The 23,384-nt window shown below is 64.8% G+C and carries 25 protein-coding genes; 8 read left to right on the top strand and 17 right to left on the bottom strand.

Translation table 11 applies throughout. The features are described 5' to 3' along the window. Positions 1-1,734 carry a DEAD/DEAH box helicase gene (locus tag RMN99_RS00395; protein WP_309621300.1) on the top strand — a complete coding sequence of 578 codons (1,734 nt, stop codon included), beginning with the start codon at positions 1-3 and terminating at the stop codon, positions 1,732-1,734. 303 nt (positions 1,735-2,037) lie between these two features. Here the strand turns inward: RMN99_RS00395 and RMN99_RS00390 are convergent, their stop codons facing one another. The 6 genes from RMN99_RS00390 to RMN99_RS00365 form a co-directional block, all read right to left on the bottom strand. After that, complete coding sequence (locus RMN99_RS00390; RefSeq protein WP_309621299.1) at positions 2,038-2,511, bottom strand: hypothetical protein; 474 nt, start codon at positions 2,509-2,511, stop codon at positions 2,038-2,040. Continuing rightward, positions 2,508-2,981 (bottom strand): GreA/GreB family elongation factor, encoded by a 474-nt coding sequence (locus RMN99_RS00385; protein WP_309621298.1) that lies wholly within the window; start codon positions 2,979-2,981, stop codon positions 2,508-2,510. The genes RMN99_RS00390 and RMN99_RS00385 overlap by 4 nt, the downstream gene beginning before the upstream one ends. A gap of 12 nt (positions 2,982-2,993) precedes the next feature. Further along, positions 2,994-4,571: a GMC family oxidoreductase N-terminal domain-containing protein gene (locus RMN99_RS00380; protein WP_309621297.1), complete on the bottom strand. Its 1,578-nt coding sequence runs from the start codon at positions 4,569-4,571 to the stop codon at positions 2,994-2,996. 62 nt (positions 4,572-4,633) lie between these two features. Further along, positions 4,634-5,530: a sterol desaturase family protein gene (locus RMN99_RS00375; protein WP_309621296.1), complete on the bottom strand. Its 897-nt coding sequence runs from the start codon at positions 5,528-5,530 to the stop codon at positions 4,634-4,636. Next, positions 5,523-5,933, bottom strand: a complete 411-nt coding sequence (locus RMN99_RS00370; RefSeq protein ID WP_309621295.1) for a hypothetical protein — start codon at positions 5,931-5,933, stop codon at positions 5,523-5,525. Before RMN99_RS00370 ends, RMN99_RS00375 begins: the two co-directional genes overlap by 8 nt. Before the next feature lie 7 nt (positions 5,934-5,940). Next, complete coding sequence (locus RMN99_RS00365; protein WP_309621294.1) at positions 5,941-6,480, bottom strand: TIGR01244 family sulfur transferase; 540 nt, start codon at positions 6,478-6,480, stop codon at positions 5,941-5,943. A 257-nt stretch (positions 6,481-6,737) separates the two neighbouring features. On the opposite strand from RMN99_RS00365, the gene RMN99_RS00360 reads away from it, so the two are divergent. From RMN99_RS00360 to RMN99_RS00330, 7 genes are all read left to right on the top strand, one after another. Further along, positions 6,738-7,541 carry a cold-shock protein gene (locus RMN99_RS00360; RefSeq protein ID WP_309621293.1) on the top strand — a complete coding sequence of 268 codons (804 nt, stop codon included), beginning with the start codon at positions 6,738-6,740 and terminating at the stop codon, positions 7,539-7,541. A 132-nt stretch (positions 7,542-7,673) separates the two neighbouring features. Next, positions 7,674-8,864, top strand: a complete 1,191-nt coding sequence (locus tag RMN99_RS00355) for an aspartate aminotransferase family protein (RefSeq protein WP_309621292.1) — start codon at positions 7,674-7,676, stop codon at positions 8,862-8,864. Continuing rightward, complete coding sequence (gene argF / locus RMN99_RS00350; RefSeq protein ID WP_309621291.1) at positions 8,861-9,787, top strand: ornithine carbamoyltransferase; 927 nt, start codon at positions 8,861-8,863, stop codon at positions 9,785-9,787. Before RMN99_RS00355 ends, argF begins: the two co-directional genes overlap by 4 nt. A 2-nt stretch (positions 9,788-9,789) precedes the next feature. After that, the gene (locus RMN99_RS00345) at positions 9,790-10,692 is read left to right on the top strand and encodes an Hsp33 family molecular chaperone HslO (RefSeq protein ID WP_309621290.1); all 903 of its coding nucleotides are present in this window, start codon (positions 9,790-9,792) and stop codon (positions 10,690-10,692) included. Positions 10,693-10,805: 113 nt separating this feature from the next. Next, on the top strand, positions 10,806-11,195 hold the full coding sequence (locus RMN99_RS00340; RefSeq protein ID WP_309621289.1) for a hypothetical protein: 390 nt from the start codon (positions 10,806-10,808) through the stop codon (positions 11,193-11,195). 50 nt (positions 11,196-11,245) lie between these two features. Beyond that, entirely contained in the window at positions 11,246-11,944 is a 699-nt protein-coding gene (gene queC / locus RMN99_RS00335) for a 7-cyano-7-deazaguanine synthase QueC (protein WP_309621288.1), read from the top strand. A 20-nt stretch (positions 11,945-11,964) separates the two neighbouring features. Continuing rightward, positions 11,965-13,542, top strand: a complete 1,578-nt coding sequence (locus RMN99_RS00330; protein WP_309621287.1) for an MFS transporter — start codon at positions 11,965-11,967, stop codon at positions 13,540-13,542. On the opposite strand, the gene RMN99_RS00325 is transcribed toward RMN99_RS00330, so the two are convergent. From RMN99_RS00325 to RMN99_RS00275, 11 genes are all read right to left on the bottom strand, one after another. Continuing rightward, the gene (locus tag RMN99_RS00325) at positions 13,539-14,066 is read right to left on the bottom strand and encodes a superoxide dismutase family protein (protein ID WP_309621286.1); all 528 of its coding nucleotides are present in this window, start codon (positions 14,064-14,066) and stop codon (positions 13,539-13,541) included. The two genes, RMN99_RS00330 and RMN99_RS00325, sit on opposite strands and share 4 nt — an antisense overlap. 95 nt (positions 14,067-14,161) lie before the next feature. Next, entirely contained in the window at positions 14,162-15,241 is a 1,080-nt protein-coding gene (locus RMN99_RS00320; protein ID WP_309621285.1) for an outer membrane beta-barrel protein, read from the bottom strand. A 197-nt stretch (positions 15,242-15,438) separates the two neighbouring features. After that, positions 15,439-15,894: a DUF2793 domain-containing protein gene (locus RMN99_RS00315; RefSeq protein WP_309621284.1), complete on the bottom strand. Its 456-nt coding sequence runs from the start codon at positions 15,892-15,894 to the stop codon at positions 15,439-15,441. Between the two features lie 21 nt (positions 15,895-15,915). Continuing rightward, a complete protein-coding gene (locus RMN99_RS00310) occupies positions 15,916-18,102 on the bottom strand; it encodes a phage tail protein (protein ID WP_309621283.1) in 2,187 nt (728 codons plus the stop codon). 10 nt (positions 18,103-18,112) lie between these two features. After that, the gene (locus RMN99_RS00305; protein ID WP_309621282.1) at positions 18,113-18,520 is read right to left on the bottom strand and encodes a hypothetical protein; all 408 of its coding nucleotides are present in this window, start codon (positions 18,518-18,520) and stop codon (positions 18,113-18,115) included. Then, positions 18,517-19,338 (bottom strand): DUF2163 domain-containing protein, encoded by an 822-nt coding sequence (locus tag RMN99_RS00300; RefSeq protein WP_309621281.1) that lies wholly within the window; start codon positions 19,336-19,338, stop codon positions 18,517-18,519. Before RMN99_RS00300 ends, RMN99_RS00305 begins: the two co-directional genes overlap by 4 nt. After that, positions 19,335-21,668: a DUF2460 domain-containing protein gene (locus tag RMN99_RS00295; RefSeq protein ID WP_309621280.1), complete on the bottom strand. Its 2,334-nt coding sequence runs from the start codon at positions 21,666-21,668 to the stop codon at positions 19,335-19,337. The genes RMN99_RS00300 and RMN99_RS00295 overlap by 4 nt, the downstream gene beginning before the upstream one ends. Before the next feature lie 175 nt (positions 21,669-21,843). Further along, a complete protein-coding gene (locus RMN99_RS00290) occupies positions 21,844-22,425 on the bottom strand; it encodes a tail tape measure protein (protein WP_309621279.1) in 582 nt (193 codons plus the stop codon). Further along, entirely contained in the window at positions 22,418-22,624 is a 207-nt protein-coding gene (locus tag RMN99_RS00285; protein WP_309621278.1) for a phage tail assembly chaperone, read from the bottom strand. Before RMN99_RS00285 ends, RMN99_RS00290 begins: the two co-directional genes overlap by 8 nt. Next, positions 22,617-22,937 carry a gene transfer agent family protein gene (locus tag RMN99_RS00280; protein ID WP_309621277.1) on the bottom strand — a complete coding sequence of 107 codons (321 nt, stop codon included), beginning with the start codon at positions 22,935-22,937 and terminating at the stop codon, positions 22,617-22,619. The genes RMN99_RS00285 and RMN99_RS00280 overlap by 8 nt, the downstream gene beginning before the upstream one ends. After that, on the bottom strand, positions 22,934-23,341 hold the full coding sequence (locus RMN99_RS00275) for a phage major tail protein, TP901-1 family (RefSeq protein ID WP_309621276.1): 408 nt from the start codon (positions 23,339-23,341) through the stop codon (positions 22,934-22,936). The genes RMN99_RS00280 and RMN99_RS00275 overlap by 4 nt, the downstream gene beginning before the upstream one ends. Positions 23,342-23,384 lie beyond the last annotated feature (43 nt).

Raw genomic sequence — 23,384 nt, 5'->3', positions numbered from 1 at the left:
ATGACTTTCCCCGATGTAACGCCGCTTCTCGCCGAAGCGCTCACCGCGCATGGCTATACTGCCCTCACCCCTGTCCAGACCTCGGTCATCGCGCCCGAAGCGCGGAGCCGTGATCTGGTGGTTTCCGCACAGACCGGATCGGGCAAGACCGTCGCCTTCGGCCTCGCCATGGCCGACGAGCTGCTGGCCGAAGGCGCGCTGCCGGTCGCCGCCGCGCCGCTCGCGCTGGTGATCGCACCAACCCGCGAACTGGCCTTGCAGGTCAGCCGCGAACTGATCTGGCTTTATGCCAAGGCCGGAGCGCGGATCGGCACCTGCGTTGGCGGAATGGACCCGTCGAAGGAGCGCCGCGCGCTCAGCCACGGCGCGCATATCGTCGTCGGCACCCCCGGCCGACTGCGCGATCATCTCGAACGCGGTGCACTTAACCTGACCGCGCTGCGCACCGTGGTGCTCGATGAGGCCGACGAAATGCTCGACATGGGCTTTCGCGAAGACCTTGAGGAACTGCTCGACGCCGCCCCCGCGACCCGCCGCACGCTGCTGTTTTCGGCGACCATGCCCAAGCCTATCGTTGCGCTGGCGCGGCGTTATCAGCGCGATGCGCTGCGCATCTCGACCGTGGGCGAGGATCGCGGCCACGGCGATATCGCCTATCAGGCGGTGACCGTCGCCCCGGCGCAGATCGAGCACGCGGTGGTCAACCTGCTGCGCTTCCACGAAGCCGAAACCGCGATGCTGTTCTGCGCCACGCGCGACAATGTCCGCCACCTGCATGCGACCTTGATCGAACGCGGGTTCGCGGCGGTGGCACTATCGGGCGAGCACAGCCAGTCCGAGCGCAACAACGCGCTGCAAGCCTTGCGCGATCGCCGCGCACGGGTTTGCGTGGCGACCGACGTGGCCGCGCGCGGCATCGATTTGCCGACGCTGAGCCTGGTGGTCCATGTCGAAATCCCGCGCGATGCCGAAGCGCTGCAGCACCGCTCGGGCCGCACCGGACGCGCCGGCAAAAAGGGCACGGCGGTGATCGTGGTCCCCTACCCGCGCCGCAAACGGGTCGAATCGATGCTGCGCAGCGCGCGGATCGAGGCCGAGTGGCGCGAAGCCCCGACCCCCGACGACATCCGCCGCAATGACCGCGAACGTCTGATCGCCGCGCTGCTCGCGCCCGTAGAAGCCGACGAGGAAGACCGCGAAATCGCCGCCCGGCTGCTGGCCGAACGCAGCCCTGAAGACATCGCCGCAGCACTGGTGCGCGCGCACCGCGCCGCGATGCCCGCGCCCGAAGAACTGATCGCCGGCAACCACGAAGCCCAGCGCGCCGCGCAGGTTGAACGTCACCGCCCCGGGTTCGAGGACGTGGTCTGGTTCCGGATGGACGTTGGCCGCCGCCAGAACGCCGACGCGCGCTGGATCCTGCCGCTGCTATGCCGGCGCGGGCACATCACCCGCAATGAGGTGGGCGCGATCCGCATCGGCCAGACCGAAACCCACTTCCAGGTGCCCAACGCCGTAGCCCGCAAATTCGCCGACGCGGTCAAACGCACCGCCGGGATCGACGGCGACGATGAAAGCGGGATCACCATCGAACACAGCGAAGCCCCGCCCCAAAACGCCCCCCACGAACGCCGCAGCGGCCCACCCCCCAAGCCGCATCGCGGCCAGGGTGGTCCGGGGGCGAAGGGGCCAAGGGTGTTTCACAAGGGCAAGCCAAAGGGGCCGCGGGGGTAGCCTGAATCTCCCTTCCCCGGCGGGAAAGAGTTGGGGATGGTGGAGCGAGGCCGCCAGGCCTCGCGTCCACGCTGTCGTAGAACCCCAACCCCAACCCCTCCCCAACGGGGAGGGGCCTTGCGAAGGCAAGCAATGTCATCGTGACCAACCCTGACCCGTCTCCCCGTGCTTGACACGGGGTTTGGCTTCGTTGCGCCCATGCAATTGCTGGCGAAGATGCAGACCGACTGGAACATCGTGTAATCGCGCAAGCCGTAAGACGAAGTCGAGACTAAGGGGGCGACTCGAAGCGGAATTTCACCCCTAATCTGCCCAGAGTCGTATTCGCAGCTCCGCATCGAGGACATCAAGTGCAGCCACAACCTGCGTGAAATCTCCCGGCAGCTTAAACTTGGTTGGCCTGCCATACCGGAACCAATGCTGCTTGAAGGGCTCATTCAAGACATTCAAAATCTCTTGTAGGTTCGGCGCTTCGGACTTGAAGCCAGCGGCTTCAGCTGCCTCTTTGGCTTTGACTAGGTCATGGCCAATATCGCGGAGCGCTTTTTCATCGCACTGGCCACTCCACGCTACGATTGCGGCCTTCAACATTAGCTCCAGACCGAGACCCAAGAGGTATTGCGTCGAAAGCGAATAGGTGCCGTTGAACGCAAAGTTTTCGGGGTCTGCAATATCCCGTTCTGCCCCCTCGATAAGCGCTGAACGATAAAGGAGATCCGATGCAAGTGCATGCGACCGACCTGTCTCAAACAGTGTCCGCGCAAATTCGATTGTCATCGTAAGTTCTCTGCGACACCAATCCCGACCAACTCAACCGCCCCAACCTTCCCGCCGAAATCCAGCACATCCCCCACTTCCGCCCCCATCACTGCGCGGCAGAGCGGGGCAGTGAACGCGAGCTTGCCAACCGCCGGATCAGCTTCATCGTGCCCGATCAGTTCGATGGTGCGGGGCTTGCCGTTTACGACCAGATCGACCCGGCAGCCGAAGCCGACCACGCCATCCGCCCGCGCCTCTTTCAGCTCCGCTGTGGCCAGCCGGGTGCGCCAGTAGCGCAGGTCGCGTTGGTGGGCTTTGCGCTCCACCTCATCGGTCAGCGCAGGCAGCGCGGCTTCGAGTTCGGCCACTTTCGTCTCAAGCAATTCCAGCCCGCGCGCGGTGACCAGATTGGGGCCGAGCGGGATCGGCAGCTCGAACTTGGGTTCGAGATGTTCCTCATCACTCTCGCGGCGAAAGGCGACGCTCATCGCGGCGTCATATCACGCCAGCGCAGCCTTCACAAAATCGGCGGCGCGTTCGCCGATCATGATCGAGGGGGCGTTGGTGTTGCCCGAGACGAGGCGCGGCATCACGCTGGCATCGGCGACCCACAGCCCATCGATCCCGCGCGCCTTGAGCGTTGGATCGACCACGCTGGCCGCGTCCGCGCCCATCCGGCAGGTGCCGACCGGGTGATAGACCGTATCGGCGCGGCTGCGGATCAGGTGGTCGAGCGCGGCGTCGTCGGCCAGATTGACCGGATGGCGCGCCTTGCCGGCATAGTCGGCCAACGGCCCGGTTTCGGCCAGGCGGTACATCAGCCGCACCCCGGCGCGCAGTGTTGCCACATCGCGCGGATCGCTGAGGAAATTGGGATCGATCGCCGGGGCGGCGGCCGGATCGGCTGAGTTCAAGCGCACTGTCCCCCGGCTTTCGGGGCGCAGCACGCAGGCGTGGATCGAAAAGCCGTGGCCTTTCACTTTGGTCCGGCCGTGATCTTCGAGCATCGCTGGCACGAAGTGATACTGAATATCCGGCGCGGGCAGATCGGGGTCCGAGCGCCAGAACCCGCCGCCTTCGGCAAAGCAGGTGGTCATCACCCCGGTGCGCTTCAGGCGGTGTTCGATCACCGATTTGGCCATCGCCCAGGTTCCGGCCAGACTGTCACCGAAAAAGTCTTTCGAGGCGGTTTCCCAGCTGGCGACATAGTCAATGTGATCCTGCAGATCTTCGCCCACGGCGGCGCGGTCCTGCACCACGGCGATGCCGCGATCGGCCAGGTGCGCGGCCGGGCCAATGCCCGACAGCATCAGCACTTGCGGGCTGCCGAATGCCCCGGCGCAAAGCACCACGCCGCCCGCTGCTCGCAGCACTTCGCGCTTGCCGCCAAAGCGGACCGCGACCCCGACCGCGCGGCCATTCTCGATCACGATCTTTTCGACCAGCGCCCCGGTGCGGATCGCCAGGTTGGGGCGCGGCTTCAGATAGGCGCGCGCTGCCGACCAGCGTTCACCGGCCTTTTGCGTGACCTGGTAAAGCCCGAAACCATCCTGCTTGGCGCCGTTGAAATCGGGGTTCTCGGGCAATTGCAGCGCAGCAGCGCTGGCCACGAAGGCCTTGCTGCCGGGATTGGGCCAGCGCTGGTCCATCACGTTGAGCGGGCCATCGCCGCCGTGCCACGCATCCCCGCCGCGCTCGTTGCCCTCGGCGCGTTTGAAATAGGGCAGCACATCGGCGTGGCTCCAGCCGGTGCAGCCAAGCTGGGCCCATTGATCGTAATCGAAATGGTTGCCGCGGATATAGACCATCGCGTTGATCGCGCTGGAACCGCCCAGACCGCGTCCGCGCGGCTGATAACCGGTGCGGCCGTTCAGGCCTGCTTGCGCCACGGTATCGAACCGCCAGTTCGACTTGTCGGGGATGAACGGCATGAAGCCAGGGGTCTTGATCCGGATCGTGTCGTTGTGGCCGCCCGCTTCAAGCAGGCAGACCCGGCGCGTGCCATCCTCACTCAGCCGCCCGGCCACCGCGCTGCCCGCGCTGCCGCCGCCGATGACGATCACGTCGAACTGGTCCATCCTGCCGATTCCTCTCCAAGGTTCGGCCGGCGGGTTAACCGGGCACTTAAATCAGTGCAACGCTATTCGGCAGGTGCTTCGCCGCGCAGCGCCAGCCAACGTTCGCGGATCGTGTCGGATGTGTCACGGCTGGCGTCATGGCTCCAGCCGGGCGGACGCCAGATGTATCCCAGCTTCGCGCCCCACGGCGCGTGCCAGACATCGCGGGCGATCCCGGTCCATTCGTGGAACGCCACCCACAGCAGGTTGAAGCTGCCGAGCTGCTTGACGATCCCGTAGTGGATCCGGGTCCCGTCCAGCTCGCCCTGGAAGGTGCCGAACATCCGGTCCCAGACGATGAACACCCCGGCATAATTCCGATCGAGATAGACCGGATTGGTGGCATGGTGGACGCGGTGGTGGCTGGGCGTATTCATCACTGCTTCGAACCAGCGCGGCATTTTCTTGATCGCTTCGGTGTGAAACCAGAACTGGTAGATCAGATTGATCCCGCCGCAGAAGAAGATCATCACCGGGTGGAACCCGATCAGCACCAGCGGCAGGCGGAAAATGAAACCCAGCGCGATCGTGCCGGTCCAGGTCTGGCGTAGCGCGGTCGACAGGTTGTAATGCTGGCTGGAATGGTGGTTGACGTGGCTGGCCCAAATCCAGCGCACGCGGTGGGCGCAGCGATGGAACCAGTAATAGGCCAGGTCATCGAGCACGAAGCACAGGGTCCAGGCCCACCACTGCCAGCCGATGGTGACCACCCTGAATGGATACAGGCCATAGAACATCGCCGTGATCAGCCCGGCGCTGAGCACACCCGCCACCGTACTGCCCAGCCCCATCGCCAGCGAGGTCAGCGTATCGCCCGGTTCATACGTGTCGGGCGCCCTGGCCCGCGCCCAGAGCATTTCAAGCAGCACCAGCAAAACGAAGCCGGGCACCGCATAATCAACCGGATTGAAATCAGGCACTGGCCCCGCCCCCCAGATGGCGCAGGCTGCTGGCCCAGCTTTGCGCCTTTTCGCCCAGATCGAGCGTGATCTGCCCGAACCGGGCCTCACCGGTGCCCAGCGTCAGGAAGTTGCGATCAAGCCGCGCGTCGGCATGATTATCCAGCAGGCGCGCAGCGAAATGGGCGCCGTGGCGGCGCAGCAGCATCACCCGGCCCTGCGCATCGCGCAGCAGCGCACCGATCCCGGCCCGGTCCAGCACCAGATCGACCGGCTCGAACCCGCACAGCGCCTCACGCGCCAACCGCATAGCTTCCGCTTCCGAAGCGATCCGCACGTCCTTGCCCAGCCCCAGCCGCGCGCACGCGAAGGCCAGCGCAAGGATCGCAATCACCGAACCGCCGATCTGGAAAAGCTGCCCCATCGCCGTGCTATGCCTTGCTGGCTGCCAGCATGTCCATGATCGCGCGCGCCGGAGTCACATCGTACCCGGCTTCAGCGGCGGCGGTGGTCAGGGTATGCGGGCTGACTCCGCGGCGTGCCTCGGCCAACGCCCACAGCAGGGTCGAACGGGTGCCCGATCGGCAATAGGCCAGCACCGGACCGTCTGTCCCGGCAAGCGCGTCTGCCATGGCGTTGACCTGACTTTCCGAAAAACCCGCGTGGGTAACGGGAATGGCGCGGTAGGCCATCCCGGCAGCGGCGGCGGCAGCGGCAATTGCTGCGCCGGGGGTCTGGTCCGCGCTTTCGTCTTCGGGACGGTTGTTGATGATCAGCGTGATGCCCTGCGCGGCGGCTTCGGCAACGGCTGCGACATCAATCTGCTCACTGGTGAAGACCTGATCCGAGAGTCGGCGAAACATCCTGAAGAACCCCTTCGTTTGCGCAGTATCCGCCGAATCGCAGGTGCCGATCCGGGCTCCGGCCACTGGCACCACCGCCCCGTCGCTGTGCCAATTGGTCCGCGCCATTGCAAGCTTCCAAAACCCGGGAAAGCACGAAATTGCGCTGGAAATGCGCGGGTTGAATGTTTGCTATGTGCATAAATGCAACAGTTGCAACGCCCCCGCGCGGGACTGGCGAATCCGTTCGCCATCGCCAACGAATTCGGCTATGTGGATAACTGCAGAGTTGAGGGCTTTCCAGCCGTCTGTTTTGTCGCCCGGTGCGTTTCGTCCGCGCCGCCGGGCAGTCTTGATTGGGGCGAAACGAAGGTAAGTTCGACTTTATGGGTTTTGATAGAGGGCGTCGTGGCCGCGGCCGCGACAAGCGTGACGGGTTCGGCGAAGAAACTTTCGATCCGTTCGGCGGTAGCGGCGGCGGCGGCGGTGGTGACCGGTTCGGCGGCGGCGGAGACCGGTTCAGCGGCGGCGGTGGCGGTGATCGCTTCGGCGGCGGCAGCAGCGGTGGCGGCGGTTTTGGCGGCGGTAATCGTGGCGGCTTCGGCGGTGGTGATCGGGGCGGCCCGCGCTCTGGCGGCGGTGGCGGCGGTTTTGGCGGCCCGCGTGGCGGCGGTGGCGGCGGTGATCGCGGCGGCATGCCCGCCCAAGTGGTCGGCGAAGGCACCGGCACGGTCAAGTTCTTCAACGCGGGCAAGGGCTTTGGCTTCATCCAGCAGGATACCGGCGGCGAAGACGTGTTCGTTCACATCAGCTCGGTCGAGCGTGCAGGCCTTGAAGGTCTGGCCGAAGGCCAGCAGCTCAAGTTCACGCTCGTCGATCGCGGAGGCAAGGTTTCGGCCAGCGACCTCGAAGTGGTCGGCGATGTGATCGCGGTTGAAAAGCGTGAAGAAGCACCGCAGCGTCAGCTGACCGGCGAACGTGCCACCGGCACGGTCAAGTTCTTCAACGCGATGAAGGGCTTCGGCTTTATCACCCGCGATGACGGCCAGCCTGACGCCTTCGTGCACATCAGCGCGGTTGAGCGTTCGGGCATGTCCGGCCTCAACGAGGGCGACCGGGTGGAATTCGACATCGAAGTCGATCGACGAGGCAAGTACTCGGCGGTCAACCTGGTGCCGAGTCAGGTTTGACCTGCCAGCGATTGGCGGCGGATCGTTTGACCGCCGCCACGCGACACTCCAGAAACACGGCAATGGCGGTCCCGGCGGGCCGCCATTTGTCGTTTGCCTGATCCGCCGGGAAAGTGCGAAGGACCAAAAGCAATGTCGATCACGCCGCTGATGCCAGTCTATCCCCGTTGCGGCTTCCGGCCGGTGCGCGGTGAACACTGCCACCTGATCGGGGAGGACGGCCGACGCTATCTGGATTTCGCGGCCGGGATTGCGGTCAACTTGCTGGGCCATTCGCACAAGGGCCTGATCGGCGCGATCCAGAAACAGGCCGAAACGCTGATGCACGTGTCGAACCTCTATGGCAGCCCGCAGGGTGAGCACCTGGCCCAGCGGCTGGTCGACCTGACCTTCGCCGATACAGTGTTCTTCACCAACTCAGGTGCCGAAGCGGTCGAATGCGCGATCAAGACAGTGCGCGCCTATCACCAGCATGTCGGCCACGATCACAAGTTCGAGATCATTACTTTCAACAATGCCTTTCACGGCCGGACCCTGGCGACGATCAGCGCATCGAGCCAGGAGAAGATGCACAAGGGATTCTATCCGCTGCTGCCTGGCTTCAAATATGTCGATTTCGACGATCTTGAAGGTGCCCAAGCGGCGATCGGCCCGAACACGGCGGGCTTCCTGGTCGAACCCGTACAAGGCGAAGGCGGGATCCGTCCGGCCTCGATCGAATTCATGCAGGGGCTACGCGCGCTGGCCGACGAGCATGATCTGTTGCTCGCACTCGATGAAGTGCAGTGCGGCATGGCGCGTTCGGGCACGCTCTATGCCTATGAGCAATACGGGATCGTTCCCGATGTCATGGCCAGTGCCAAGGGCCTTGGCGGCGGCTTTCCGATCGGCGCCTGTCTGGCGACCGAAACGGCCGCGCGCGGCATGGTGGTGGGCACTCACGGCTCGACCTATGGCGGCAATCCGCTGGCCATAGCAGCCAGCGAAGCGGTGCTCGATGCTGTCGCCAACGATGAATTCCTGGCCGAAGTTCGGGCCAAATCGGACCGGCTGCGCAGCCGCCTTGAACAGTTCATCGGCAACTACCCCGAACTGTTCGAACTGGTCCGCGGCACCGGCCTGATGCTGGGCGTCAAGATGAAGCTGGAGCCGCGCGGCTTTGTGGCGCACTTGCGCGACAATCATCAGCTTTTGGCTGTGGCAGCGGGCGACAACACGCTCCGGCTGGTCCCGCCGCTGGTGATCGAAGATGCCGAAATCGATGAATTCTTCGACAAGCTCTCGGCCGGTGCGGCCAGCTACCAACCCCCGGCGGCGGCGTGACCCGGCATTTCCTTGAACTGTCGGACGCCGGCGGCGATGCGCTGGCAGCGATGGTGGGTGACGCGATGGAGCGCAAGGCGGCGCGCATCGGCTGGCCCAAGGGCCGCGCAGATGCCGACCAGCCGCTCAAAGACAGGGTGCTGGCGATGGTGTTCGAAAAGAGCTCCACCCGCACCCGCGTTTCGTTCGATGCGGCGATCCGCCAGCTCGGCGGACACGCGCTGGCGATGGAAGCGGGGACGATGCAGCTGGGCCGCGGCGAATCGATCGCCGATACCGCCCGGGTGCTCAGCCGGATGGTCGATGCAATCGTGATCCGGACCAGCGATCATGCCAAGATCGAAGAGCTGGCCGCCCACGCCAGCGTGCCGGTGATCAATGGCCTGACCGACCGATCGCATCCCTGCCAGATCGTCGCCGACCTGCAGACCGTGGTTGAACACGGCAAGGCGCTGCCCGGGCTCGAGCTTGCCTGGCTGGGCGATGGCAACAATGTGCTCAATTCGATCATCGAGGCGGCCGGCTTGATGAAGTTCAATGTCCGCCTGGGCATTCCCGAAGGCTTCGACAGCGATCCCGCCTATATCGAACAGGCCCGCTCGCGCGGCGCAACGATCACCACGCATCGCGATGCGCACGCGGCAGTGGCTGGTGCCGATGTCGTCGTCACCGATACCTGGGTGTCGATGGGCCAGGGTGACAGTGCCGCCAAGATCGCGGCAATGATGCCCTATCAGGTCAATGAGGCGCTGATGGCCGGGGCTGCGCCGGGCGCGCTGTTCCTCCATTGCCTGCCCGCGCACCGCGGCGAGGAAGCGACCGACGGCGTGCTCGACGGAGCCCAATCGGTGATCTGGGACGAGGCTGAAAACCGCATCCACGCCCAGAAAAGCGTATTGCGCTGGGTGTTCGGCCAACTGTGAGCTTGCCCTCGTCGATTCCTGAAGACGAGACCGGCTTTGACCGGGTGCTGCGCTTCACCATTCCCCAACGCAACGCGCGCGGGCGGGTTGTGCGGCTTTCGCCGGTGCTTGATCTGATCCAGGGTGCGCACGCTTACCCGCCGGCAATCCGCCACTTGCTGGCCGAAGCCCTGGTCGTCACCGCGCTGATCGGATCGCTGCTCAAGGACGGTGAAGGTCAGCTGACGATGCAGGCACAAACCGAAGACGGCGTGGTCGATCTGCTGGTCTGCGATTATCGCGGCGGCGAACTGCGCGGCTATGTCCGCCACGATGCCGAACGGCTGGCTGCGCTGGGCACCAACCCCTCGCTCTATGCGCTGTTTGGGCGGGGTTACCTGGCGATCACGTTCGATGTGGCGACCACCGGCCAGCGTTATCAGGGGATTGTTCCGCTTGAAGGGGATTCGCTCGGCGCAGCCTGCGAAGCCTATTTTGCGCAATCCGAACAGGTGCCGACGCTGATCCGCATCGCGACCCGCAGCGAAGGCGGGCACTGTGTGGCTGGCGGGCTGCTGTTGCAGCATCTGGCCGAAGGCGAGGAAGGGCGCGAGCGCCTGCATGTGCGGCTCGACCATCCGGAGTGGGAACACGTAGCCGCGCTCGCGGGGAGCATCCGTCACGAAGAGTTGATCGATCCCGACCTGTCGCTGGAAGCGCTGGTCTGGCGGCTGTTTCACGACGAAGCGGAAGTTCGCGTCGAAGCCGGTCGCCCGCTTGAACGGGGCTGTCGCTGCAGTGTGGAGCACTATACTTCGGTCATCGCGCAATTCCCGGACACAGACCGGGCTGACATGCGCAACGAAGCAGGGCTGGTGGTGGTCGATTGCGCGTTTTGCTCGCGGTTGTTTGAAATCCCAGCCTGAGCGCTCGTTTTGTCGATAGTATAGAACGCTTTGCCGCCCAATCAGCCGATGATATAAGACGGAGAGCGCACGGATTCGGCGTGTCATGGAAAGGCGTTGGCTTGGCAATCGGGATGAAGCGTAGCTGGTTGGGGTTGGCGGCCGGCCTTTTCGCCTGTGCAGCGCCGGTTCTGGCCGGCGGTCAGGCGCTGGTGATGCTCGACCAGCTTGCTCCGGGCAGCTGGGAGTTTCGCGATCGCGCCGGAAACCCGGTCCAGCGGCTGTGCGTGCGCAGTGGCCGCGAACTCGTTCAGTTGCGCCATCCAGGTCCGGCCTGCGCAACTTATGTGATCGATGATCGTCCGGGAGAGGTGGTGGTGCAGTACAGCTGCCCAGGGCGCGGTAATGGCCGCACGCATATTCGCCGCGAAACCAGCCGCCTGGTGCAGATCGACGGGACTGGAATTGCCGATGGCCTGCCGTTCGAATTCGCCTTCGAGGCGCGCCGCACCGGCGATTGCTGATACCCTGCCAAGGCATTGCCTTCAATCATCGCAGCGGCTAGCCCGATTGCATGACAGCGCAGCAGCCTGATACCCGGCCAATTGCCGTAGTGCTTTTGTCGGGTGGGCTCGATTCGATGGTCTGCGCGGGATTGGCGCGCGAAGCAGGTTACCGGATTGCCGCGCTGACGATCGATTACAACCAGCGTCACCGCCGCGAGATTGAGGCTGCAACAACCATTGCCGCGACGATCAGGGTCGATCGCCACGTGATCCTGCCGCTCGATCTGCGCCAGTTCGGCGGATCAGCGCTGACCGATGACATGCCTGTACCAAAGGATGGGGTCGGGACGGACATCCCGGTCACTTACGTCCCGGCCCGCAACCTGATTTTTCTCTCGCTGACGCTGGCCTGGGGCGAAGCGATCGGCGCGCGCGATCTGTTCATCGGGGTCAATGCACTCGACTATTCGGGATACCCCGATTGCCGCCCTGAATTCATCGCAGGCTTCGCCCAACTGGCCCAGCTTGCCACGAAAGCCAGAGCCGAAGGTCGCCCCTTCACCATCCATGCCCCGCTGCAATATCTCGGCAAAGCCGATATCGCGCGCGAAGCAGACCGGCTGGGGCTTGATCCGGCGCTCAGCTGGTCTTGCTACGATCCACAAAGCGATGGCCGGGCCTGCGGCCTGTGCGACAGCTGCCGGCTGCGGCGCGAAGGCTTTGCCAAGGCCGGGCTTGAAGACGGAACCGTGTACGCCGCCGGATAGGCGACAAAGGGAGAGAGATTTTGCAGCCGACACCCACCGACAGCCCGCCCGAGAAGAAGGCGAGTTCCTATAGCTGGTATGTGCTTGTGGTGCTGGTGCTGGTCTATGTGCTGAATTTCATCGACCGGCAGATCCTCAGCATCCTGGCAGTCGATATCAAGAAGGACCTCGGGCTGACCGACAGCGATCTGGGTTTTCTTGGCGGCGCGGCTTTCGCGGTGTTCTACGCCCTGTTCGGGGTTCCGCTTGGCCGACTGGCGGATAACTGGAACCGCAAGCGACTGCTCGCAATCGGCCTGGCGCTGTGGTCGACCATGACCGCACTTTCCGGCTTTGCGCGCAACCAGCTGACCTTGTCGCTGGCGCGGATGGGCGTAGGTGTTGGTGAGGCGAGCGCCAGTCCCACCGCCTATTCGCTGATCTCGGACTATTTTCCCAAGCGCCAGCGGGCGACCGCGCTCGCGATCTACTCTTCAGGATTGTATATCGGCGGCGGGGTCTCGCTGCTGATCGGTGCCAAGATCGGCCAGCTGTGGAACGCGGCTTACCCGGGCGGCGGGCCGCTCGGGCTGGTCGGCTGGCAGGCGGCATTCCTCGCCGTCGGGATCCCCGGCTTGCTGATGGCATTGTGGGTGCTGACCCTGCGCGAACCGGTGCGCGGCGCGATGGACGGGGTGGAAAGCCCCAGTTCACCGACACCCTTCGCCAATTTCCTGACCGACCTTTCAACCATCGTACCGCCTTTCACGCTGCTTGGTGCATGGCAGCGCGGGCCGTCAGCGCTGGCGCTCAATCTGGCAGCGGCCGCAGTGGTCGCGCTCTTCGCGTGGGGGATGATCGGGCTGACCGGCAACCTGCCGCAGTGGGCTTCGGTTGGTCTGGGTTACTATGCGGTCTTTTCGTGGGCCTGCACGCTCAAGGCCCGCGATCCGGCAACCTGGCGGCTGATCTGGGGCACACCGGCCTTCATCACCACAACGCTGGGCTACAGCCTGGTCTCGCTGGTGGCCTGGGCGCTGGGGTTCTGGGCGGCACCCTATGCCGAGACGGTACTGCGCCTCGACAAGCAGGAGCTGGCGTTCATTCTTGGCGCCAATGGCGCGCTCGGCGGCTTCCTGGGGGTGATTATCGGGGGGCGACTGGCCGACACGCTGCGTGCGAATAACCCGGCAGGGCGGGTGCTGGTCATCGTGTTCGGGGTGATTGCACCGATCGTGCCGATCTGGATCGGCTTCACAACCGAAAACAGCACATTGTTCTACACCATGACCTTTCTGGCGCAGATGTGCGGAGCCGCGGCGCTTGGCGCGGCGGCAGCAACCACGCAGGATCTCGTTCTGCCGCGGATGCGCGGAACGGCGACTGCCGCGTTTTTCCTTGGTACGACGCTGGTTGGCCTGGCGTTCGGACCCTATATCGTGGGGCAAATCTCGGATCTTGCTGGCACGGTCGTCAACGGCCAGCCGGTTGGCGATCTGCGCACCGGCGTGCTGTCATTGATCGGGGTCGCGCCGATCGCACTCGCCCTGCTCTACTATGCCTATCGCACGGTGCCGGAAGCCGAAGCCACGGTGGTGGAACGCGGCGCAGACAGCTAACTGCGTTTGATGACGCCACAAGCAATCCGCTCGCCGCTGTTTCCGGTGGGGTCGGTCTTGTAATCGTCCGCTTGGGCATGGATCACCAGGGCCGTTCCGTCGCTATCGAACAGCGCAGCCTCAAGCTCTGGCCGATTGCCGCCGAGCTGGGCCGAGAGCACGCCGCGTCCCTGCACATCGATGACAAGATTTGGCAAGTCGCCCATATGGCTGCCGCCCGGATTGGCGCTGCCGTGCTGACGGGCCGACGGATTGAGATGGCTGCCCGCAGAGGCAAAGCCCGGCGCGGTGCAGGTGCCAACCATGTGCAGGTGAACACCATGGGTTCCCGGCGCGAGTCCGGTAGCTGCCAGGTTCAGCGTCAGCCGATCACCCGCCGCCGTAATGACAGCTGTGCCGGCCGGAAGCCCATTGGCGAGATAGACAGTCGTCGTCGCGACCTTGGCGGTCGGCACTTCGCCCAGACTGGTGCAACCGGCCAACAGAGCTGTGAAAACAATCGAACCCGGGATCAAGCGCGTCATCAAAATGCTCCTCGAATGCATAGCCACTTGCACCATAACGAAAGAGGGGCCGGATTGCTCCGGCCCCCCAATCATTTTGCCGATTAAGGCTTGGCTTACATGCCCGAACCCGGACCGTAGGTGATTTCCACTCGGCGGTTCTGCAGTTCCTTGACGCCATCGGCGGTCGGAACCCGGTTGTTCGATTCGCCGAAGCCCTGGCCGGTGATCGCGCCCGACGGAACGCCGCGCGAGGTCAGGTATTCCGTAACCGAAGCGTTCCGGCGCTCCGACAGACCCTGGTTGTAGGTCGTCGAACCCGAACGGTCGGTATAGCCCGCCAGCATGATCGGAACACTTTCGCAGTTGCCATAGGCAGCCACGGCGCTGTCAAGGATCGAAGCCGCTTCAGGCGTGATGTCCGACTTATCCCAGTCGAAGAACACGATGTAAGGGCCCTTGTTGCAAGGCGGGGGCGGCGAGGACGACGACGGCGGAGGAGCCGACGGCGGCGGCGGGGTTTCTTCAACCACTACCGGCGGCACCACAACGACCGGAGCACCGAAGTTGTAGCCCAGCGTCAGCATTAGCGAGTGCGAACGGAAACGGCTGCTGACCGCGCCCTGACGGGGCGTAACCAGATCGACGTTGTCCTGATTGTACAGGCGATACTTCAGACCCAGATCCACGTTGTCGCTGATCGGATAACGGATGCCGGCCAGCGCCTGCCAGGCGAAGCCGCTATCCGAATCGTCCACATAAAGCAGCGACGGAGTATTCACGCGCACCTTGACGCGGCCAATACCGGCACCACCGCCGACAAAGCCTTGCAGGCCATCGTCGGGACCGAAGTCAAGCAGGCCGTTGACCATGAAGCTCAGCGCGCTGGCGCTGCCATCAAGGTTCGCACCGCTGAGATTGGTCGACGGCGACGGAGAGAAGCTTTCCGCGCCGGCACGGCGATAGCTGGCTTCGGCTTCGAGACGGAAACCGCCGAAGTCGTAACCAACGATACCACCGACATCGTAGCCGGTCTTGGTGCTCAGCGTGCCGTTGCCGGTGCTGACCAGGTTCTGCATGTCTTCGACTAGCGTACCACCGAAGTCGCCTTCGATGTACCACGAGTCATCGCGTGCCAGTGCCGGCGTCGCGAGGACAGTGGAAGCCAGCGCCATCCCAATGACGAGTTTGCGCATTTTGAGTTTCCCCTTATTTAGGATTGATCCACCGAGTGCAGCGGTGTCTAACTGCAAGCCTTAAACCACGCAAGCGGTCAAAAGTTCCAACTGTTGCACAAATGTCGCGATTTTTCTGTGGAACCGCATGAAACGACGCGGAAATCAGCTCGTTTGCCACCCGGTGGATCCCTTCGCCCCGCAGTCAGACCCAGATCCTAGGGCTGGGCAAGAATACCGGCGGCCGTCAACCCGGCGACGAGGGCGCTAATGGCAGATCGCGCTTCGGCATCGATCACGGTCCCGCCGCTGGGTACCGGCGGTCGCGACGGTGCCGTCCAGGTGCCAGTATACTGGATGAATTGACCGGTGGCGCGGTTGAACATTCGCAGTCCGTGGCGCGGCAGGAAATAGAGCCAGTTGCCGGCCTGACGGGCCGCAATCTGTCCTCCCTTTCCGGTCCACGCGCCGCTTGGTGTGGCGGAAATCAGCCACGCCTGGCCATCGAGCGGGCTGGCAGCCGGGGCCGGCTGTTCGGCTTCGATCGCAATGTGCAGCATGGCGTCGATGCGCGCCGCCATTTCATTGACGAATCCTTCTTTCTGGGCCTGTCCGGAAAACAGCAGCGGCAGATCGAAGCGGGCTGTACGGCTATCGAAAATCGGATCGGGCATGGTCGGTGGACTCCTGAGAGCTTAGGTTACGGAAATAGCAAGCGCATCGGACAGGCTGCGATCGCCGCGCTGACGGACAAGGAAGCGCCCGCCTGGCACGGCCTGCGTCAGTTGCGCGAACGCAGCAGCGGGCAGAGCAAGGTTCGGTACGGCAAGGTCCCAGGTGGCAATTTCCCCGGCGCTGTTACTGCCGTAGCTGACCGAATAGGCTTCACTCTGTTCATTCAGCGGCATTTCGCCCGCATCGTTCCAGGTCCAGCCGCCGCGCGCGCGCCGGGTCCAGCTAAGCACCGCCGAACCATCGGAAAGGTGCGCAACCCGGCCATGGACCGGGCGCAATGGTCGCCAGCCGATACCGCGCAGCGCAATCGGTGCGGTAACCGGCGCGCTATCGCCAATCCCGATCGCGGCAATAACCGCCTGGGGTGTATCCCCGACGACCTGCGGATCAAGTACGGTGCCGCCGCCGTCGAGCAGCAGGAAGCGCTCGCCGGTCGCATGGCTGGCAACCGACCATTCGGTCCCGCCGCGCCCGCGCCACAATCCGCTGAGCTTCCAGCGGCGCTGGCCAAGCGGCTCGGCGCTTGCAAACTGGATGATCTCATCGCCCAGCAGCGCGCGGTTTGCGCCCATCGTCAATTGCCAGGACGTGGCGTCGACCAGCGCAAAATCGTCTGCCAACAAGGTCACGATAGCGCTCGAATGACGGTCGAACAGCAGCGGATTGGCCGCCGGCAAGACTGCTGATGCCGTTCCGATCCTGGCCCGGAAACGGCCGCTGGTGGCCAAGGGCTGCAAGGCACCGTCGCCCTGATCAACATACAATGCCGCCCCGCTCCATCCTGCCAAAGCGGACGATGCGGCGGCGAGGATCAGCGGCACCGGCGTCGTGGCATTGCCGTCCCAGGGAAGTTCGGCAGCGATCAGTGTGGTGGGAGCGGCAACGATGTCGCTGGCCTGGCTTGCGCGCCCAGGGTCCGCGAAAAGCGTCAACGCGCCGTTGGGTGAAAGGCGCACCAGTGACAAATCGATGCCCTGGTCATGCCATTCCCAGCTTTCGACCCGCCATAGTCCGGGGTGGCCGGGCAATGAAACCTTTGCGCCGGGGCGCACTGCGGGGTTGTGGCTGGTGACCCGCCAGGAAATGGTCTGCCGCGACCATTGGCTGCGCTGCGCCGCCGTTTCCACCAACATGCGCGCATCACTTGCGGTCAGCGCGGCAGGCAGCTCGATTGCCCGCGGCTGTCCCGGCAATGGCCGGCCTGACGCGCGCTGCGCACCGGGCTGGAAATCGCGATCGACATCATAATAGCGCAGTACCCGCACCGGTTGTTGTGTCTCTCCAGCGCGCTTGCGGGCATAGCCCGCGTTGCCTCCGAAATCCTCTCGGCGGGTGGAGGTGGCACTTTCCTGCAGCGCAATAACGGCGCTCTGCAGTCGTTCCGGGCGCAGCACCAGTTGTTCTTCGGCCGCATCGGCATCGATCGCATAGAACGGATCGAGCGCCTGCAGCGTTTCGGCCAGTGGCCCTTCGCACGACAAGCCGGCAAGGCCGGTAAGCGGCAGATCGGCATCGCAATCTTCGACCACCCCGGCAACCAGCCGGGAGAGATCGAGCGTGCCGGTGTCGGCAAAGATCTCGAACGAAAGTGTCGGGATGCGGTTGCCGAATTCGGAGAGCTGAAGGTCTTCGAAGACAACATAGGCAAGGCCGCGATAGGCCGGGCAACGATCACTGCCTTCGGCAAGGACAAGCAGCGGATCGGCGGACTGCTGGGCCTCGCCGCTGTGGAACCGCATGGTTCCGGCCACTTTCATGTCACCCGCTGCGCCGCGCAGCAACTTGCCGTCCGCCCAGACCCGGCCAATTGAGCCAATCGGGCGACTGCCGAGCGCAATCGCGAAGCTGGCCGAATAGCTGTAGCTGGTGGTCGCCGGGCTGCTCTTTCCGCCGCCCTGCTGATCGCGCGATTCGACCAGATCGGTCGCCCAGATAACCTGGCCCGAAACACGCATCCGGCCGTAATGCCGCGGCATCGCAAGGCCATAGCTTGACGTTGTGAGCTTGAGTTCGGCCAACCGGGGCGCTTCGCGCGCGGGCGACCGGAACACGAGGTTGTCGACCTGGCGTCCGATCAGCGCGCCGAGGGCACCGCCAAGCGGCCCGCCAAAGGCCGTGCCAATCGCGGAAAGGATCAAGGTTGCCATGGGTTCCTGCTCAATCGGGGCGCCCCGGGCGCCAGTGATGGATAAGCGTGCCGGCAGGCAACGCGGCGTCACGCACGACCCTGCGCTGCCCGGCGTGGGCATGGATCCAGGCGAGATCGCTGGCGGCAATTGCAAGATGTACCTGCCCAGGCCCGGGCCGCAGCAACACGACATCGCCCGGCTGGAACGGCGGTACTGCCAGACACAAGCCGCATGCGGCCGGATCTGGCAACCAGCGCGCAAGATCGCTGACCCGCAGCGGATATCCGGTCGGCACGGTAACGGGCTTTCCGGCCCGGGACATCGCGGCGGCAAACAGGCCGATGCAATCAAGACCGGTGCCGGCATCGCGCCCGTGCAAGCGAAATGGCGCACCGACCAGGCGCTCGGCCTCGCGCGCAAGGCAGCGCGCGGTCATTGCGGGGCCGAGGGGTACCGGGTGATAAGATCGTTTCCAGGAAGGTGCGGCTCGCCCTGGAAATTGACCGCATTGGCAAAGCGCGTAGCGCAGGTTTCCAGCCTGCGATCGCAGCCTTCGCGCAGCAGCACACGGGTTCCCGCCGGCGGCACCTGATCGAGCGGATTGTCCAGCAGCAAGCGGCCGGCACTGATGCCGATGATCCCGGCGGTCTGCCCGGCATATGGCCCATCGAGCCAGCGCAGCCGTCCGCCCGCCAACGACGCCAGTGTTGCGCCCGTTGTAACCGCCGCCGCGTTCTGCACCGGGTCGAAGCTGATCAACTGGCCCGTATGATCGAACCGTGCTGGCGAAAGCGTGCAACCCGGTCCGCAAAACTCTGCGCGGCAACTAGGGCTGGTGCGCGGCACCGGATCGCGCTGCAGTTCGGACTTGCGCGAGACCAGGTCGGCGGTGAACGTGCCGGCCTCTTCATTCACCGCGCCGATTGTGCCGCGATAGACGACATGGGTTTCAAGGCTTTCCCAATCGACCAGTCCAATCATCACCCGCGCACCATCGAAGCGCCCGATCGCCAGATCAAACGCCGAAAGCGCGTCGTGGCTGAGCGCCCCCTGGACTTCGGCGCTATCAGGTTCGAAGCCGGCGCTGCGGCGGATCGCCGATGGCACCATGCCGGGAGCAGCGCGGTGTGCCGTCCCTTCGAACCACAGGTCGCGGTCATGCGCCGTAAACCCCAGCGTCACGCCGTCGCGGCGGATCACCCGCCAGAACGTGGCAACCGTTTCCAGCGGCTGGTCAAACCAGACTCTGGTCACGCCGAAGCCTCACGCACTTCGATAACCGGAACGCTCGGCGCGTCGCCCGCCGCGAAGACCGCACCGGCCACTTCAAGCTTGTCCTCAGCAAAGCGGACCGGGACGTCGAACAGGAACCCGGCACGCACCGCCTTGCCTGCGGCGGGGGGCGCGGCAAAGCGGATCACGCCGCCTTCCACCAGCGACCAGCCGGTACTTGCAATGCCATCGACGCTGATGGCAATGGTGTTCGCGACCGGGCGGGTGATCCGCCGCTGCTGCAGGGCAACACCCGAACCATAACCCTTGACCAGCGGGAAATCGGCTTTGAGCCCGTCTCCCGTACCGAGCAGCTGATCGGCCATGGTCGGCGCACCGGTCATCCCGCCCGAACTGAAATCGGTCGGATCGCGCAAGCGAAACCCGCGCGCTGCGCCGCGCCGTGCACGGAAGAACGCGAGCAGCGTACCGAGTTCTTCTTCGGAGCGGATCCCGGGACCGACATCAAAGCGCAGCCGGGCATTCGACCACAACGAATTGCGCCGCTCGAACCCGGACGCGGTCACCGCAACGCTGGTCGAAAATTCGGGCATCACCATGGCATCGCGGCCCAGTGCGAGCGGATAGGGCACATCGTCGAAAGGCAGCATGTCATCCTCGTCGCTGGCTGGGGGAAGGCGGACGAAACCGTCGCGGCACACCTGCGGTAGCGCCCAGACGAAGCGTTCGTGGACGCCGCGTTCGCCTGCTTCGTCGAGCCCGGCATCGATGGCGCGCCACCGGTCGCGGGTTGCGGGATCAAGCACAAAGCCGGCAAGATAGTCCTGCGCTGCGGGCGGGTAGCCCAGGCGGGCGTTGATGGCGGCATAGGCCTGGCGGCGGAACGCATCGGCCCTGGTGATCAGCCAGTCGTAGTCTTCCACCTGCAACCGGTCGAAAGCCGGGCTGGCCCAGCCGGTCGGCAGGTTCATCCGGCTGACTTCGGGCATGGCCGGATCGAGCACGCCGGGCAGGAAGGTGAGCAGCAGCACTTCGGCGCTGGCCGGCGCGGCGGCCGCACGCACCGCATTGCGCAAAGCCACTGTAGAGTTCACCAGCAGCACTCCGGCGGCGTCAAGCAGGCTCTTTTGCGCGGCAGTGAGGCTCACGCGCAGATCGGCAATTACCACCGGATTGCCGCCCAGCGCCGCCTTGGCGGCATCGTCGTAAAGGCACGGGTGGCCATCGGCCATGACCCACCACCATGGCTCACCGATCTGGAAACGCACCGGTACGCCGGCTTCTTCCATCAGGGTCACGAACCCGGCGGCGACGGCCTGAAGCCAGCCCATCGCGGCGCTGTTGGCAGGCGAAAGCAAGGCCGAGGGCGGATCCCACGCCGTGCGGGCGGGATCCCCATTGCTGGCCTTTTGCTGCCATGCAGCCGGGCAATGCTGGGCCAGCAATTCATAGGACAAGGACAAGACCGGGCTGAACCCCGCCGCTTTGGCCGCGGCCAGAAAGGCACGGTGCCAGACCTTGGCCGGGGTGCAAAGCGGATCGCCGCTGCCCGGCACCACGAATTGCCCAGCGCTATGGGCGAGCCGCATGTAGTGGCTCATCCCGGCATAGTGCAGCAAGCTGCCGCGATAGCCCAGATGCAAGGCATTTCGCACCAGCCGCTCGGGTGTCTGGTTGCTGGCATCATCATAGGCAGTGGCCATGGCCAGCCCGTGCGGCGGCACGATCACATCGCCGATTTCCAGCATCGCATTGCCATCGCAGGTGATCTGGCTGAGCTCGGCCCAGCCTTCGACCGGACTGGCCAGCGGCGCGGTGCTGGCGGCGGCATACCCGGGTGCAACCAGCGAAATGAACATCCGGTCGATATCGGCGGGATGCACGGGATCGGCATCGCCGGGCAGCACGTATCCGCCCTTGAGGTCTGAGAAATTGAACGTGATCTGCGCATCGCTGGCAGACCCTTGCGCATAGTTCCACAGGCGCACGTACCAGGTGCGCGGCCGGCCCGCGCCATCGCGGCCCTCAATGGTCAGGACCGGTCCGTTGACCGCATCGAGTGCAATTACCCCGCCCGATCTCCAGCGGAATTTCAATGTGCAATGCGCATAGTCACGGCGCGTTCGATAGGCCAGCAAGGGGTGATCGACGCTATCAACGCTGTCCCAGATGATCCCGGCAAGGTCGCCCTGGCGCAGGAACGTGCAATCGACCCGCAGCGCATCGGGTGCAAGGCAGGTAATCGCGGCCATCATCGGGCGCGGGAAATTGACGGTCCAGAAACGCGGATCAAAGCGCTGGATCCAGTCGCTGTCCTGCCCTTCACGTTTGGCGGCGAGCCAGAAGGCCATGGGAGTTCCTCTTGCTAGGTCCCCTCCATTTTTGCGAAGCACAAACGGGGAGGTGGCAGACGCGAAGCGGCTGACGGAGGGGTAATGGCGCGAGGGTTAGAGACCCCTCCGTCTCGCCTTCGGCGATCCACCACCCCATTTGTGCCATTCGGCAAAAATGGAGAGGATCGTTTGATCAGGCTTCGTAAAGCGCGCGGCGCACGGCGCTGGCGACCTGGCGGCTGGAACGCTGCAATGCCTGCGGGGCACTGACCCCGGCCGGCGCAGCGATCGAGATCGAGACATTCACGTCCCGGCGGCCCCCGCCGAGTTGGTTTTCGATCCGCCCGGCACTGGTCGGCACGAACAGTTCGGGCCCGCGTTCGCCCACGACATAGCCGCGTCCGGGCGAAACCGGACCGCCGGTGGCGCGGCCCGGCAAACCGAGCAGCGAACCGACGAGGCCGCCGATATTGAGCAGCCCCCCCAGCCCGCCGCCACCCGATCCGCCGCCAAGGCCGATCGAGGAAAACAGCGTATCAAGCGAGCGCGCCGCGATCTGGTCGATCACGCCCAGCGCCATCTTGCGCAAGTCTTCAAAGCCAAGCGAACCTTTGCGCAGTGCACTGAGCAGCCCGCGTTCGAGGACATCGCCGGCGCGCGAAAAGCCATCGACCAGCGTGCCGTCGAAGGTGCTGCGCATGGCGGCAACATCACTGGCAAAGCCCTGGGTATTGGCGCGAACCTCAAGCATTAAAGTATCGACGGGATCAGACATTGTCGCGCTCCATCAGGCGGTTCAACTCGCTGCGGGCCAGGGGCTGGTCGGACGCCGCGGCATTTGGGGAAAGGACCGAGGCCAGCTCGGCAGGCGTGGCCGCCCAGAACTGGTCGGGCAGCCAGCCGAGCATCCGTGCGGTCAGCCCGGCAAGCCGGCCCGCAGCTGGCCCGAAACGCCGCTCGTCGCGATCAGGCACTGTCCTCGCCTTGCAGGATCTGGCCCAGCAGCACGCGCAGCGGTTGGCTGGACGCGGCAAGTCCGGCAGACATCACCGCTTCACCCACCGCGTCGCGGCTCAGGCCGTCGCGGCTCTCAAGACAATGCCAGAACAGCGCGGTCATCTCGCCCAGGCGAAGCTGCCCCGCCCCAGCGCGCTCGACCAGCGCGAAGAGTGGGCCCAGCTCTTCCTCGGCCGCGACCAGCGCGGCGAAACTGGGGCGGAGCAGACGCGGCGATCCGGCCACGACCAGCGTGGCTTCGCCGCGAAACGGATTGGCCGGGCGGGTCATGCCGATGCGACCGCGCCAGAGCTTTCGAGCTGCAAGGTGTAATTGCGCTCGCCATTGAAATCGCCCGAGTAGTCGAGCTTCTGGACAAGAAAGCGCCCGCGCAGCTTTTCGCCGCCCTCAAAGCTCAACTCGTAATCATCGAGCGTGCCGTTCATGGCATTGGCGCGGACCTGGGCTTCGGCTGCGCTGCCCAGGAAGATCCCCGCCGCGCTGACCGATACCGAACGTACCCCGGCCCCCGACAACATCTCGCGCCAGCCGCCGCTGTCTTTGGTGGTGGTCACCACTGCATCACCGGCGATCGACATCTGCGTGGTGCGCAGGCCTGCAACGGTCTGGTAGACGGCAGGGGTGGCGCCGTTCGAAATCTTGAGCAGGAAGGCGCTGCCTTTCTGGGCGGTCATAGGATTCTCCTTTGAGGCCCCCTCCGCTTGCGGGAGGGGCGTG

The sequence above is a fragment of the Novosphingobium sp. genome (assembly GCF_031417815.1).
GTDB lineage: Bacteria > Pseudomonadota > Alphaproteobacteria > Sphingomonadales > Sphingomonadaceae > Novosphingobium.
Note: the sequence above shows the minus strand (reverse complement) of the source record. Positions and strands in the feature narration are given on the sequence as shown.

What these genes read in the sequence shown, in the direction of transcription:
- RMN99_RS00395 (WP_309621300.1), top strand. Translation starts at nt 1, where the DNA reads ATGACTTTCCCCGATGTAACGCCGCTTCTCGCCGAAGCGCTCACCGCG.
- RMN99_RS00390 (WP_309621299.1), bottom strand. Translation starts at nt 2,511, where the DNA reads ATGACAATCGAATTTGCGCGGACACTGTTTGAGACAGGTCGGTCGCAT.
- RMN99_RS00385 (WP_309621298.1), bottom strand. Translation starts at nt 2,981, where the DNA reads ATGAGCGTCGCCTTTCGCCGCGAGAGTGATGAGGAACATCTCGAACCC.
- RMN99_RS00380 (WP_309621297.1), bottom strand. Translation starts at nt 4,571, where the DNA reads ATGGACCAGTTCGACGTGATCGTCATCGGCGGCGGCAGCGCGGGCAGC.
- RMN99_RS00370 (WP_309621295.1), bottom strand. Translation starts at nt 5,933, where the DNA reads ATGGGGCAGCTTTTCCAGATCGGCGGTTCGGTGATTGCGATCCTTGCG.
- RMN99_RS00365 (WP_309621294.1), bottom strand. Translation starts at nt 6,480, where the DNA reads ATGGCGCGGACCAATTGGCACAGCGACGGGGCGGTGGTGCCAGTGGCC.
- RMN99_RS00360 (WP_309621293.1), top strand. Translation starts at nt 6,738, where the DNA reads ATGGGTTTTGATAGAGGGCGTCGTGGCCGCGGCCGCGACAAGCGTGAC.
- RMN99_RS00355 (WP_309621292.1), top strand. Translation starts at nt 7,674, where the DNA reads ATGTCGATCACGCCGCTGATGCCAGTCTATCCCCGTTGCGGCTTCCGG.
- RMN99_RS00340 (WP_309621289.1), top strand. Translation starts at nt 10,806, where the DNA reads ATGAAGCGTAGCTGGTTGGGGTTGGCGGCCGGCCTTTTCGCCTGTGCA.
- queC (WP_309621288.1), top strand. Translation starts at nt 11,246, where the DNA reads ATGACAGCGCAGCAGCCTGATACCCGGCCAATTGCCGTAGTGCTTTTG.
- RMN99_RS00325 (WP_309621286.1), bottom strand. Translation starts at nt 14,066, where the DNA reads ATGACGCGCTTGATCCCGGGTTCGATTGTTTTCACAGCTCTGTTGGCC.
- RMN99_RS00320 (WP_309621285.1), bottom strand. Translation starts at nt 15,241, where the DNA reads ATGCGCAAACTCGTCATTGGGATGGCGCTGGCTTCCACTGTCCTCGCG.
- RMN99_RS00315 (WP_309621284.1), bottom strand. Translation starts at nt 15,894, where the DNA reads ATGCCCGATCCGATTTTCGATAGCCGTACAGCCCGCTTCGATCTGCCG.
- RMN99_RS00310 (WP_309621283.1), bottom strand. Translation starts at nt 18,102, where the DNA reads ATGGCAACCTTGATCCTTTCCGCGATTGGCACGGCCTTTGGCGGGCCG.
- RMN99_RS00305 (WP_309621282.1), bottom strand. Translation starts at nt 18,520, where the DNA reads ATGACCGCGCGCTGCCTTGCGCGCGAGGCCGAGCGCCTGGTCGGTGCG.
- RMN99_RS00295 (WP_309621280.1), bottom strand. Translation starts at nt 21,668, where the DNA reads ATGGCCTTCTGGCTCGCCGCCAAACGTGAAGGGCAGGACAGCGACTGG.
- RMN99_RS00290 (WP_309621279.1), bottom strand. Translation starts at nt 22,425, where the DNA reads ATGTCTGATCCCGTCGATACTTTAATGCTTGAGGTTCGCGCCAATACC.
- RMN99_RS00280 (WP_309621277.1), bottom strand. Translation starts at nt 22,937, where the DNA reads ATGACCCGCCCGGCCAATCCGTTTCGCGGCGAAGCCACGCTGGTCGTG.
- RMN99_RS00275 (WP_309621276.1), bottom strand. Translation starts at nt 23,341, where the DNA reads ATGACCGCCCAGAAAGGCAGCGCCTTCCTGCTCAAGATTTCGAACGGC.